This window comes from Enterococcus sp. LJL51 (assembly GCF_054871795.1).
The window spans coordinates 455793-468275 of record NZ_JBTXLW010000001.1 but is presented as its reverse complement, the minus strand read 5'-3'; the positions used below and the strand labels follow the sequence as shown (position 1 = coordinate 468275).

Sequence of the window (12483 nt, the reverse complement as noted above, 5' to 3'; positions counted from 1 at the left end):
AATTACATTAAGAATTATAATACCCATAGAATTCAACGGAAGTTGGGTTATCTATCACCGATAGCCTATCGAAAACAGACCGTTTAATCGCCTCTCTTTTGCCCTCTCACTTTTGGGGGTCAGTGCCATAAAGTGGACATCTTTTTTATTGGTAAAGTAATTATAAAATTTTTATGAGTTATAAATTCAGTAATATCAAGGAATAGTGAGAGAGGATTTAGCTTCACGAGCGGCTGTTTTTAATAATAAGTCGAGTCGGCCTATTGACAAAAGGGCATCATATGTTTGACTCGTACTCGTTTTTTGAGAGTGTTTATCCATTTCTTTTTCAATATGCAAAAGAAATCTCCAGATACTTACCAATAAAATTATTTTGTAAAATAATGTACGGTTTTTGACTATATAAAAAAGAAGCTTCTATTTTTTGTCAGATGATTTCAGTTGGTTGTTAATGTTCGTGTTTATCCTTTGTATATCAAGATGATTGTGAACGAAAAAAATGTAGTTAGTTATATGTTGCTAAAAGTTGGTTAAACTAGATTTGCATAGGGACTGAATCTGAAAAAATGAATTTTTAATGATAAAATTTTGTTTGGATTTGAACTTATTAATAGAAAAAGCGAACAAAATATTTGTGTTATATTTGTGAATTGAATAGATTACGCATTTTTGCTAATAAAGATAATTTTTTTATTGTAAATGTTCGTGTTTTTAATTATAATATTATAGAAAAACGAATAAGGAGAGATGAAATGAAACGGAATGTTCCGTATTTAATCGTAACACCAGGTGTTATTTTGCTATTATTTTTTATGATTGTACCATTGGTAAACAGTATCTGGCCGACCATTTTTACAGATGCAGGAGCGAGTGTAAAACCTTATACGGATTTTTTGACGGATGATTATAATCTGAAAATCTTTATTCGTACGATACGGGTATCGGTAATCGTGACTTTAATTTCTGCAGTTTTAGGTATTCCAGCAGCCTATTATATTGCAGGAGTCAGTAAAAAATGGAAGAGTATTTTAATGGCAATGACGATGTTTCCTTTGCTGACGAATTCTGTTATCCGCAGCTTTGCCTGGATAAATATTTTAGGGAAATCAGGTGTAGTTAACAATGTATTGTTAAGCTTGGGAATAATTGATCAGCCTCTAACTTTATTGTATACAGAATTTTCAATTATTGTCGGTTCGGTCTATCTTTTTCTGCCTACAATGATTATGACTTTAGTTGGGGTCATGGAGAATATTGAATCAGAGACATTAGAAGCAGCTGAAACATTAGGTGCCAGTCCGTTTAAAGCCTTTTATAAAATTGTTTTGCCGCTGTGCACACCAGGCGTAATTGTTGGGAGCATACTGGTTTTCACTGGAACAATGACAGCCTATACAACGCCACAGCTGCTAGGCGGAAATAAAAATATGCTGCTGGCAACCTTCCTTTACCAAAAAGCGTCAACTCTGGGAGACTGGACCTCTGCAAGTGTAATTGCTTTGATTATGATTGTGACGACGTTGATTGTGAACAAGGGATTAAATATTATAGCGGCTCGTTTAGATAGAAGGGAGTTAAAGAATGCGTAAACAAAAAGGAATGACTCTGATTGCGGTTTTGGTTTTTGCTTTTCTATTTCTACCGTTAGTGGTCATCGTTGTGACTTCTTTTGGCAAATCAGCTACCATCCAGTTTCCAATTAAAGAATTTTCTCTGGACTGGTATCAAAAGGCGCTGACCTCTGACACATTTATGGGCAGCTTTAAGCTGAGTTTGACAATTGGTATTGGAGCTACGCTTCTTGCGCTTCTGGTTGGCGTTCCAACTTCGTATGCACTATCACGTTATAACCTTAAAACTAAGAATATTCTAAAGAGCTTCTTTCTTTCACCGACGATGATTCCCGGTATTGTAGTGGGCTACTCTCTCTTTCAGTTTGTAGTAATTCAGCTTCGCCTACCGGTAATGCAGGGGCTTTTGATTGGTCATTTTCTAATCAGTCTGCCGTATATTATCCGCGTAGTAGGTTCAAGCATGGAGCAACTGGATTTTTCTATTGAAGAAGTGGCGTGGACGCTAGGATGTACTAGGGCTAGGGCGTTTCTACAGGTTGTTTTGCCAAATGTATCTTCTGGAATTTTTGCAGCATTTATGTTGGCTTTTGTGAATTCCTTCAATAATGTTCCTGTCTCGATGTTCTTATCAGGTCCAGGTGTGACAATGCTGCCGACTTCATTACTGAGCTATATTGAATACACCTATGATCCAACGGTATCAGCTATATCAGTAATGATTATGCTGCTGACGATTTTGCTGATGTTTGTTATTGAAAAAACCTTGGGGCTGGCCTCTATCGCCTAGTAAAAAAGCTTTATGCCTTTATAAATAAAATGGACGATTACTGAATACAGGAGGAAGAATGTGAGCTTTGTAAATTTAAATAAGATTCGTGTCAGTTATGATGGGAAACAAAATATATTGGAAGACTTAAATATTTCGATGGAAAAAGGTGAGCTGGTTTCCTTGCTAGGACCTAGCGGCTGTGGGAAAACAACTACGCTGCGGGTAATTGCCGGTTTGATTTCACCGAATGACGGTTCGTTTAAGCTGGATGATCAAGAGCTTGTAAAAGTACCGGTGCATAAGCGGAATTTTGGCATGGTTTTTCAAAGCTATGCGTTATTTCCTCATTTGACGATTGCAGAAAATGTGGCTTTTGGTTTGAAGCTTCGCAAAGAAAAGAAAGAAACAATAAACGAAAAAGTAGCAGCTATGCTGGAAATATGCGGGTTGGGTCATTTGGGTGACCGCTATCCTAAACAGTTGTCGGGCGGTCAGCGTCAACGGGTAGCCTTAGCACGTGCCTTGGTAATTGAACCTAAGCTGCTTTTACTGGATGAACCCCTGAGTAATCTGGATGCGAAGCTGCGTGTGCAGATGCGGATTGAAATTAAGAGAATTCAGCAGCAGCTGGGAATTACAACGGTTTTTGTTACACATGATCAAGAAGAGTGCTTTTCAATCTCTGATAAAGTAGCGGTAATGAATAATGGGGTTATCGAACAATACGATACTCCGGAAACAATTTACCGCAGCCCTAAGACGAAATTTGTGGCTCATTTTATAGGTTTTGAAAATTTCTTTGCTGTAGATTGGGTAGCAGAAGGTCGCTATCAGGCAAAAGGCAGCGTTTTTGAAACCAGTTATAAACAGCAGCCAGCTGACAAAATCGTTGCAACCATTCGCCCGGAGGATATTGAAATTGCTTCGGAAGCTGAAGTCAATTGTGTTGATGGACAAGTAGAAGTACGAACATTTTTGGGAAAAAGCTATCAATATGAAGTTGTCACTTCTCTAGGTAAGTTTCTAGTTAACGGTACGGATAAACAAATTTATGAAGCAGGCGATACAATCGTACTGCACTTTCCAAAGGAAAAAATTGTTCTTTTGGAAGATAAATAAAAAAATTAAAAGTGAAAAGAGGAAAAAGTTGTGAAAAAACGTTTTGCATTAGGTTCATTGGTATTGGCGAGTGTATTAACTTTAGCAGCCTGCGGTGGGGGCAGCTCAGACGGATCTTCAACAGACAAAAAGGCATCCAAAGATTTAGTTGTATCAACCTTCGGCTTAAGTGAAGATATCGTAAAAAGTGATGTAATGGCGCCTTTTGAAAAAGAGTTTGACGCTAAAATCACAATGGATGTAGGAAATAGCGGAGACCGTTTCAACAAGCTGGTAAGTAATCCGACAGGCATTGATGTGATTGAGTTGGCGCAGGCAAATTCTGCAGATGGTGCCTCTAAAGAGTTGTTTGAAAAGCTTGATGAGAAAAAAATTCCGAATGTAGCGGAATTGACCGATGGAGCTAAGGAAGTGTTCGACAGCGGTGCAGGTGTTCCCATAGCTGTTAACAGTGTAGGAATTGTTTATGATAAGGAGAAGGTCGGTAAAGAAATCAAAGACTGGTCAGATTTATGGGATGCATCTTTGAAAGGAAAAATCTCTATTCCTGAAATTACAACAACTGCCGGTCCATTGATGATGTATATTGCCAGTGACTACAGCAGCCAGGACATCACGAAGGATGATGGGAAAGCAGCCTTTGATGCATTGGAAGAGCTGAAGCCAAACATTGTTAAAACTTATGCAAAATCTTCTGATTTGGCGAACATGTTTCAGGCAGGAGAAATTGAAGCGGCAGTTGTAATGGACTTTGCCTATGATATTATCAAGGGAGAATCTGATACGATTGAGTATGTGGTACCGGAAAGCGGCACCTATGCAAACTACAACACAATTAATATTCCTAAAGAAGCTGCCAACAAAGAGCTGGCATACGAGTTTGTAAACTATAGAATTAGTGCGGATTCACAAAAGGCTAAAGCGTTGTCGCTGAACGAGGCACCAACTGTCAAAGGTGTTGAGCTGACAGAGGAAGAAGCAGGCAATATGACGTATGGAGCAATTGCAGACCGTGCCAAAACAGTGGATTTTGATTTTGTTAATGGCCAGCTGACAAATTGGATTGACCAGTGGAATCGATTGATTAATCAATAAAAATATGAAATGACTGGGACGGAAGTGAAGTTCCAGTCATTTTTTTAGAATGAATACAGCTCTAGGGAACGAAAAAATTAAAATGATTTACTGCAGCACCTCAAGGAAGAATCTACTGAAAAAACGTTTCGAAAAAAGTTATAATTGATAAACCGACAATAAAGTGAGGCGTAGAAAAAAATGAACATAGATCTATTAGTTAAAAATGTACAGGCTTTTAATACCATAAAACAGAAATTTGAAAAAAAGAATGTTGCCATTAGCGGAGAGAAATTTTACTACATAAGTGCTCAAGAGCTGGATTCGCTGAATCCGGAACAGGTTATTGAAGGAAACGGCCGCTACATGATACCGGGACTAATTGATATCCATATGCACATTGAAAGCTCAATGACAACGCCGACTATTTTCTCAAAGTCCGTTCTACCGTTTGGCGTAACAACGGTTGTAGCCGATGCACATGAGATGGCTAACGTTTTTGGTATTGATGGCTTAACTGAGTTTATGGCAGCAGACACGGAGGTGGATATTTTTCATGCAATTCCATCTTCTGTTCCTTCCACCACTCCTGAGCTGGAAACCACTGGAGGAATCATCGGGCTTGCGGAAACTGCTGAGCTGTTGGAAAATCCTAAAATTGTTTGTCTTGGAGAAGCAATGAATTTCAAAGGGATTGCGAATGAGCCGGAGTCTTTGATTCGGCAAATTATCGATCTTTGTCGTGAAAAACGACCAACAATGCCTCTAGAAGGACATTGTCCTAAAATTTATGGTGAAGATTTGGCAGCATTTCTTTATAGCGGTATTTCTTCCGATCATACCCACCAGTTTCCTGACTCTTTGGCTGAAAAAATTGAAAGCGGCATGTTTATTCAATTTCAAAATAAGTCCATTACACCAGAAAATATGGCAGTGATTGTTGACAACAATTATTATGAGTTTGCTTGTATCATTACCGATGATGTAATGGCGGATGATCTTTTAAAAGGTCATCTAAATGAGAATTTGAAAAAGGCTGTTCAAGCAGGTTTGCCGCTGGAACAGGCAATTTATATGACGACTTATACACCAGCTCGGCGAATGGGCTTTAATGATAGAGGAATAATTGCGCCTGGAAAATTGGCAGATTTTATCTTATTAGAGGATTTAGAAAGCTTTGCTATTGAGTCGGTTTATAAATCAGGGAAGCGTATGTATACTAAAGGCGATAAAGTTAGTTATCCAGCTAAAATAGAGGAGTTTCCGCCGTCGTATTTGAAATCAGTCAAATGTAGAAAGCTAACTGCCGCAGACTTAAAAATTCCGGTTAAAACAGAAAAAAGCAGCGTTCGCTGCAATGTCATTCAAAAGCAGGAGATTGGAACCTTTACAGAGCGCATCACAAAAGAGCTGCCGATTAAGGATGGATTTTTAGATTGGGAAAATTCAGACTGCGCATTGCTTGTTGTTATGGAACGTTATGGTAAGAATGGCAATATTGCCTATGCCTTGATGGAAGAACCTATCAAGGAAAATGGCAGTATCGGGACAACTTGGGCTCATGACCATCACAATGTTATGGTTATGGGAACGACCAGCGAGGCTCTTCTTAAAGCTCAGCATGAACTGCTGGCTATGCAGGGGGGCTATGTAGTAGTCGGTGAACAGGAAACACTGGCGGTATGTCCGTTGCCTATTGGCGGTATTTTATCCCAGGCACCTATTGAAGAATTAGGGACGGCACTTCAAAACGTTCGCCAAGCAATGCAGCAGCTGGGCTACAAGAATATGAATGAAATTATGTCCTTCTCTACGTTGTCTTTACCAGTTTCACCAGCAATCAAAATGACAGATAAAGGAATGATGAATACTAGAACACAGGAATTCTATCCATTAGTGTTCCCGGAAGACGGTGTAATAGGATGAGTACGCTAATCACAAACGTTCATATACTGACAATGGATAACCAGATGAAAGAGTATAAAAACGGCTATGTTTTGGTAGAAAAGGAGCGAATTGTCGCGATAGGAGACTGGCAGCATCAGCCCTTGGACGCGGACGAGGTGGTCGACGGCAATGGAGGACTACTTCTACCAGGATTTGTTAATACCCATACACATGTTGGAATGATTCCTTTCCGTTCATTAGGAGATGATGTGCCGGACCGACTGCGCCGTTTCCTGTTTCCTTTAGAAGCTTATATGACAAAAGAGCTTGTTGGAGCCAGCAGTGCTTATGCTATCAGTGAAATGCTATTAAGCGGTGTAACCAGTTTTTGTGATATGTATTATTTTGAAAATCAAGTTGCTGAGGTTTGTGATAGCTTTCAAGTACGAGCGCTAGTTGGGGAAACAGTCATTGATATGCCTACCTGCGATAGCGAACAGCCGTCTGGCGGTATAGAGTATTGCAGGGAATTTCTGCCAAGGTGGAAAAATCATCCGTTGGTTACGCCTGTAATTGCTCCCCATGCACCAAACACGAATACCTATAAAGGATTGGAAAAAATTGTCGCTATGAGCGAGCAGCATCAGGTTCCTATAACAATGCATGTGGCTGAAATGGATTATGAGCTAAAAGAACTAAGTGATCGTTATCAACAGACTCCATTTGAACTTTTAGAGCAAATTGGCTTTATGAACCGTCCTTTTATCATGGCGCATTGTATTCATGCAACGGATGAAGATATTCTGCTGACAGCAGGCTATAGGGAGAATGTGAAAGTCGCGCATTGTATTGGCGCAAATACGAAATCAGCAAAAGGTGTCGCTCCTGTTAAAAAGATGCTGGCAGCCGGTCTAAGCGTTGGATTAGGAACAGATGGACCCAGTAGTGGGAATACATTGGATTTATTTACTCAAATGAAGTTATTTGCCAATTTTCATAAAACCTGGGAGCTGGACCGGGCGCTATTTCCAGCGAAAGATATTGTTCGGCTGGCGACTAGAGGAGGTGCTGAGGTACTGAATCTCAAAGATACCGGTATAATTGCAGCTGGTAAGAAAGCGGATTTTATCATAGTTGAAACACAGTCAGTCAATATGTTCCCGTTGTTTGATCCATATTCTGTGCTGGTGTATTCGGCGAATGCCTCAAATGTTCAGCATGTCTGGGTAAATGGAAAGCAGCTGGTGAAGAATCATCAGCTTGTTAATCATGACTTGAGGGAGATTAAGGCAAAGCTATATGAGCAAATGAGTGATTTTGTAGTAGAAGCTAAAAAAAGAATGTAGGAAAGCGGATAGAAAGAATAAATAAGAATAAAGTGACTCTTGAAAAGGTTCATCCACAATCTGAGAATCTGTGGAAAGAAATAAACTTCTCCTCTGTTATGATCAGCTCCACGAGTTGGTAATTTTTGCCATTGAGGAGTATGAGCTCTTTCATTGTTTTTCATTCAAATTTCAGTGTACAGGTTTTTCTGTGACTTCGAAGGAAAAATATTTTTTCACTCACTAAAGGCACCTGCGCTGAACTCATCATATAGTGAATTCAGCATAGGTGCTTCTTGCTTGAATTTGAAAAAACTCTAAAAAGTTAGTTGAGAGAAGAAAACTATATGTCCGCTTTTTGCTCCTGTTTTTTTGAGTGAACTTGCTGTTCTCTGGTCTTTTTCAAAAATAAAGCAAACGGTATTGACACTATCAGCAGTACAAAAGCTGAGAACATCTGTCCATTTAACACGTACACATCCCAAAAGGCATTGATTAGAGCATGAAAGACAATGCATAGATAGATACTGTTGGTATAGTTATAAAGACCACCCAGTAAATAAGAAAGAGAAAGACAAGCGACAGAGAAATAAAGAAAATTCATTGTTGATTGATTGGAGCCAGCAATAAACCATAAGGGTACATGCCATAAGGTCCAGATAACAGCAACAATCGTATCGCTAGCAAAAACTGAATATTTTTTCTGGAGTGCAGGCTGCAGGAAACCCCGCCACCCTATTTCTTCGATTCCTCCCCCAATAATCATAATAGGAAACTCAAGAAACGCAAGATAAATCGGCAGCTTTTGGACAGCTCCGCCAAGTAAAACAGGTAAAAAGGCAAAGCTAAAAGCTAAAAGGATTATAACTAAATAAATAGATACTGAATGACGAAAATTGAGGATATTCCCTAAAAATTGCTGCCACTCATCTTTGCTGCTGCTTTTTTTATGCATGATTAATTCACTAATAGCTGGTGAAATCCCACCGAAAATGAATAAAATCATGACAATTGGATGTTGAAAGGGCATATGCAGACATTGGGTCAAGAAGATTGCCCCTCCCCATAGGCTCCATGATAAAGTGAATGTGAAAGCTAAAAAATGTGAAATACTTCGCTTATGATTCATTTGATTTTCCTCCCGTTAATAATGATAATACAGATATATTCAATGCTTCAAACAGCTTTGGAATATTGAGTGTTTCCTTCTTTATTTTTTGGTAATAGCATTGATTGATGATAGAACCGGTGATACCGTCAATTGCACCACTCATAAACGATAGGATTACTTCAATTGAAAATAGAGGGGTAAATTCTCCGGATTCTATTCCTTTAGAAATTTGGATCATGACTTGCTTCATCCAATATTGTCCTTGCGCCTGTTCATTTAATCGGCCTAAAATCTTTTTTTGCCGATCAGGCTGACTAGCAAGCATTGCTGTCAGTTCATATTGGATTTTTCCAATTACTGAAACGTTGCTTTCAACATATTCACCTAGAAATACAAATAGCTTTTGAAGATTGTCAGACGAAGAAGTTTCTGGTTTGATTATTTTATCTAAAATTGTATAAAAATTTTCGTTGCTGCTTTGCTGATTCAAGGAGCTTACTAAAAGATCGTCTAAATCTTCAAAATACCGGTAAATTCCTCCTTTACTGATGTTTATTTCCTTGATTACATCCGTCATGGTTATTTCATACAATACTTTTTTTTCACAAACGGCTAGAAAGGCATTAATGATAGCCTGTTTCTTTGTTTGAATATACTCTTCAGTTACTTTGGGCATAATAAATTCCTCCTGTTTTTAAAAATGAGACACATCTCATTTATTATAATAACAGACTGTTCCGGAGATGGCAATATAAAAATGAGAGTATGTTCATTTTTTTGGGAATAAAAAAAGTTTAGGATAAAATAAAATCCTAAACTTCTTGAATTATCTACATAAAATTAAAGCATGGAGAAGAAGCAGTTGCTTTAAGAATATACCGAAATTCATTCGAAATATTGTAATGCACTTTGTATGAATTTTAGTATACTCATTAAAGCTGAATCCCTTAATAGGATTTTGATGAAATACCTAACTGCTATTTTAAGTTGTCAGTTAATCGTTTTGCGGTTGGTGTCGCAGCTAGACCGCCTTCTGCGGTTTCTTTGAAAATACTTGGCATTTGACGGCCAACCTGATACATAGCCGCTATTACCTCATCAGGAGGAATCACACTGTTGATACCAGCTAAAGCCATATCAGCAGAGATGAATGCCTGAGAGGAGCCAAGTGCATTGCGTTTTACACAAGGAACCTCCACCAGTCCAGCTACCGGATCACAGATAAGCCCCATCATATTTTTAAGTGTAATGGCAACCGCTTGAGCAGCTTGTTCTGGGGAGCCGCCAGCCGCACAAACTAATGCTGCACTTGCCATAGCACTGGCAGAACCTACCTCCGCCTGACAGCCTCCCTCAGCACCGCTGATAGAAGCATTATTTGCGATGACCAGTCCGAACGCACCCGCAGTAAACAAAAAATCAAGCTGTTGTTCGTGAGTCAGCTGTAGACGGTGGATGGCAGCCATTAGAACACCCGGGACAACACCGGCACTACCGGCAGTAGGCGTTGCGCATATCAAGCCCATATTTGCATTAACCTCATTAACGGCGACTGCATTGCGGACGGCAGTAAGAATCGTCTCACCACTTAGAAACTTTCCTTCCGCTATGTAATTGTTTAGACGAGCAGCATCTCCGCCAGTGATACCGGTGACAGAGGTTACACCATTCACCCCTTCAACGATGGACTGCTTCATTACAGTTAGATTCTTATTCATTGTTTCGATAATCCGCTCACGAGGACATTCATGTGTTTCCATTTCAATTGTAATCATTAATTCAGCTACAGAGGAGAAGCTTTGCGCCTGCTCCACAAGCTCTTTTATAGAAAAAAACATCCTATCACCTTCCTCTATTTAAGTAGTCAAAATGACTGTTCTATATTTTTTTCCTGCAGCATTGCGCTGCTTTAACGTTTTAAAGACATTAGTCAAAATAGTTTACGTTGTGAATATCAGGAATCTCGGTTAGTTTTTCGACAACAATCCCGGCAGAACGCTGGTCAACCTCAATAATCATGATGGCTTTTTCACCTTTGGATTCTCTGGTCACAGTCATCGTACCGATGTTGATTCCCAGCTCGGAAAGCTGATTTGTCACTTTGGCAATCATCCCAGGAACATCCTGATGAACAATAATAAAAGTAGGGATTCCCATATTCAAAGAAATTTTAAAGCCATCCAGCTCAGAAATCTGAATATTACCGCCGCCTATGGAAATGCCTGTCACAGATAGCTTGCGTTTTCCCTTGGAAACTAACAGCTGAACAGAATTAGGATGATCTGCTTTCTCGTTTTTAGGAACGAATAACACTTCCAAGCCTTGCTCATGCGCGATTTTCAGCGAATCGGCCAGCCTGGGATCATCCGGTTCCATCCCAAGAAGTCCGCCAACCAAGGCAATATCCGTCCCGTGACCTCGGTAGGTTTTAGCAAATGATTCATATAAATAGATATCTACAGTGTCAGGCTGCTCTCCGAAAATGGTTCGTACGATTTTCCCAATTCGGGCTGCGCCGGCAGTATGTGAACTGCTGGGACCAATCATTACAGGTCCAATGATATCGAAAACACTTTTATAGCGTTGCTGTTCCATGGTTTTCTCTCCTTTATCCTTAACTTAGTCCGTACTTCTACTATTATTATATAGAATAGCACCGCATGTAGTTTATCACATGAGATAAAAAGAAAAAAGTGTTGAGAAAATACATAGAAAATATTTTTAAAGAGTTGACAAACTATATAAGTGAAGGAGAGTGTTCAACAAAATGGTCAAAAGGAAACAGCATCGAAAGAAGTAACCGCAGTCATCTATCAAGCGCCAATTGATCGAAGTTCTAAGTTTCGCTATAGTGTAGGGAAAAGCCGGCAGCTGATTCAGCTTAGAAAATTTTTACCGTTGCCGCTTTATCAGCTGCTGATAGGAAACGTAATGGCAGGCTGATTGAGAAAAAATACTTGGAAATAGCATTGAAAAAAAAAGGCAAACCGTGTATACTATCTAAGTGTGCATTTTTGTACACGTCTATTCCTGGTGTTTTCAGGAGAGACTAGTGGGAGGAGAAATCTTCATCTCCAATTAACCACATCACGGACTCAAGGAGGTATGTCTCGTGGCAAAAAAAGTAGAAAAATTAGTTAAATTGCAAATTCCTGCAGGTAAAGCAACACCAGCTCCGCCAGTAGGTCCAGCATTAGGTCAAGCGGGTATCAACATTATGGGATTCACTAAAGAATTCAATGCTCGTACAGCTGATCAAGCAGGTTTGATTATTCCAGTAGTAATCTCTGTATATGAAGACCGTTCATTCACTTTCATTACAAAGACACCACCGGCTGCAGTATTGTTGAAAAAAGCTGCAAAAATCGATAAAGGTTCAGGCGAACCAAACAAAAATAAAGTAGCTAAAGTAACTAGCGATCAAGTAAAAGAAATCGCTGAACTTAAAATGGCAGACCTAAACGCAGCTAACGTTGAGTCAGCAATGCGCATGGTTGAAGGAACTGCACGAAGCATGGGGATCACTGTAGAATAATTTTTACACAGGACATCCTAAAGAAGTAGCTTCTCAGTCGGTTTCATATTGAAAGATATGAATTACGTGGGAGGTTCTACCGTTATAAC

The 12483-nt window shown here is 39.4% G+C and carries 13 protein-coding genes; 9 read left to right on the top strand and 4 right to left on the bottom strand.

Annotated features, from left to right (window positions below):
• Positions 1–6 precede the first annotated feature (6 nt).
• The 7 genes from ACYSNQ_RS02225 (at position 7) to ACYSNQ_RS02195 (ending at position 7769) form a co-directional block, all read left to right on the top strand.
• Positions 7–87: an IS3 family transposase gene (locus ACYSNQ_RS02225; protein ID WP_426081163.1), complete on the top strand. Its 81-nt coding sequence runs from the start codon at positions 7–9 to the stop codon at positions 85–87.
• A 665-nt stretch (positions 88–752) separates the two neighbouring features.
• A complete protein-coding gene (locus ACYSNQ_RS02220) occupies positions 753–1589 on the top strand; it encodes an ABC transporter permease (protein WP_426081148.1) in 837 nt (278 codons plus the stop codon).
• On the top strand, positions 1582–2361 hold the full coding sequence (locus tag ACYSNQ_RS02215) for an ABC transporter permease (protein WP_426081147.1): 780 nt from the start codon (positions 1582–1584) through the stop codon (positions 2359–2361). The genes ACYSNQ_RS02220 and ACYSNQ_RS02215 overlap by 8 nt, the downstream gene beginning before the upstream one ends.
• Positions 2362–2421: 60 nt before the next feature.
• The gene (locus tag ACYSNQ_RS02210; protein WP_426081146.1) at positions 2422–3462 is read left to right on the top strand and encodes an ABC transporter ATP-binding protein; all 1041 of its coding nucleotides are present in this window, start codon (positions 2422–2424) and stop codon (positions 3460–3462) included.
• 30 nt (positions 3463–3492) lie between these two features.
• Entirely contained in the window at positions 3493–4557 is a 1065-nt protein-coding gene (locus ACYSNQ_RS02205) for an ABC transporter substrate-binding protein (protein ID WP_426081145.1), read from the top strand.
• Between the two features lie 180 nt (positions 4558–4737).
• Positions 4738–6462: an adenine deaminase C-terminal domain-containing protein gene (locus tag ACYSNQ_RS02200; RefSeq protein WP_426081144.1), complete on the top strand. Its 1725-nt coding sequence runs from the start codon at positions 4738–4740 to the stop codon at positions 6460–6462.
• A complete protein-coding gene (locus ACYSNQ_RS02195) occupies positions 6459–7769 on the top strand; it encodes an amidohydrolase (RefSeq protein WP_426081143.1) in 1311 nt (436 codons plus the stop codon). Before ACYSNQ_RS02200 ends, ACYSNQ_RS02195 begins: the two co-directional genes overlap by 4 nt.
• A 322-nt stretch (positions 7770–8091) precedes the next feature.
• On the opposite strand, the gene ACYSNQ_RS02190 is transcribed toward ACYSNQ_RS02195, so the two are convergent.
• The 4 genes from ACYSNQ_RS02190 to sdaAB form a co-directional block, all read right to left on the bottom strand.
• Positions 8092–8877 carry a CPBP family glutamic-type intramembrane protease gene (locus ACYSNQ_RS02190; RefSeq protein WP_426081142.1) on the bottom strand — a complete coding sequence of 262 codons (786 nt, stop codon included), beginning with the start codon at positions 8875–8877 and terminating at the stop codon, positions 8092–8094.
• The gene (locus ACYSNQ_RS02185; RefSeq protein WP_426081141.1) at positions 8867–9535 is read right to left on the bottom strand and encodes a TetR/AcrR family transcriptional regulator; all 669 of its coding nucleotides are present in this window, start codon (positions 9533–9535) and stop codon (positions 8867–8869) included. Before ACYSNQ_RS02185 ends, ACYSNQ_RS02190 begins: the two co-directional genes overlap by 11 nt.
• Positions 9536–9836: 301 nt before the next feature.
• Positions 9837–10697: an L-serine ammonia-lyase, iron-sulfur-dependent, subunit alpha gene (sdaAA, locus tag ACYSNQ_RS02180; protein WP_426081140.1), complete on the bottom strand. Its 861-nt coding sequence runs from the start codon at positions 10695–10697 to the stop codon at positions 9837–9839.
• An 88-nt stretch (positions 10698–10785) separates the two neighbouring features.
• Complete coding sequence (gene sdaAB, locus ACYSNQ_RS02175; protein WP_426081139.1) at positions 10786–11454, bottom strand: L-serine ammonia-lyase, iron-sulfur-dependent subunit beta; 669 nt, start codon at positions 11452–11454, stop codon at positions 10786–10788.
• A 150-nt stretch (positions 11455–11604) separates the two neighbouring features.
• On the opposite strand from sdaAB, the gene ACYSNQ_RS02170 reads away from it, so the two are divergent.
• Both ACYSNQ_RS02170 and rplK read left to right on the top strand, forming a co-directional pair.
• On the top strand, positions 11605–11802 hold the full coding sequence (locus tag ACYSNQ_RS02170; protein WP_426081138.1) for a hypothetical protein: 198 nt from the start codon (positions 11605–11607) through the stop codon (positions 11800–11802).
• A 169-nt stretch (positions 11803–11971) separates the two neighbouring features.
• Positions 11972–12394: a 50S ribosomal protein L11 gene (gene rplK, locus ACYSNQ_RS02165; protein ID WP_426081137.1), complete on the top strand. Its 423-nt coding sequence runs from the start codon at positions 11972–11974 to the stop codon at positions 12392–12394.
• The last annotated feature ends 89 nt before the right edge of the window (positions 12395–12483 follow it).

What these genes read in the sequence shown, in the direction of transcription:
- ACYSNQ_RS02220 (WP_426081148.1), top strand. Translation starts at nt 753, where the DNA reads ATGAAACGGAATGTTCCGTATTTAATCGTAACACCAGGTGTTATTTTG.
- ACYSNQ_RS02215 (WP_426081147.1), top strand. Translation starts at nt 1,582, where the DNA reads ATGCGTAAACAAAAAGGAATGACTCTGATTGCGGTTTTGGTTTTTGCT.
- ACYSNQ_RS02200 (WP_426081144.1), top strand. Translation starts at nt 4,738, where the DNA reads ATGAACATAGATCTATTAGTTAAAAATGTACAGGCTTTTAATACCATA.
- ACYSNQ_RS02195 (WP_426081143.1), top strand. Translation starts at nt 6,459, where the DNA reads ATGAGTACGCTAATCACAAACGTTCATATACTGACAATGGATAACCAG.
- ACYSNQ_RS02190 (WP_426081142.1), bottom strand. Translation starts at nt 8,877, where the DNA reads ATGAATCATAAGCGAAGTATTTCACATTTTTTAGCTTTCACATTCACT.
- ACYSNQ_RS02185 (WP_426081141.1), bottom strand. Translation starts at nt 9,535, where the DNA reads ATGCCCAAAGTAACTGAAGAGTATATTCAAACAAAGAAACAGGCTATC.
- sdaAA (WP_426081140.1), bottom strand. Translation starts at nt 10,697, where the DNA reads ATGTTTTTTTCTATAAAAGAGCTTGTGGAGCAGGCGCAAAGCTTCTCC.
- sdaAB (WP_426081139.1), bottom strand. Translation starts at nt 11,454, where the DNA reads ATGGAACAGCAACGCTATAAAAGTGTTTTCGATATCATTGGACCTGTA.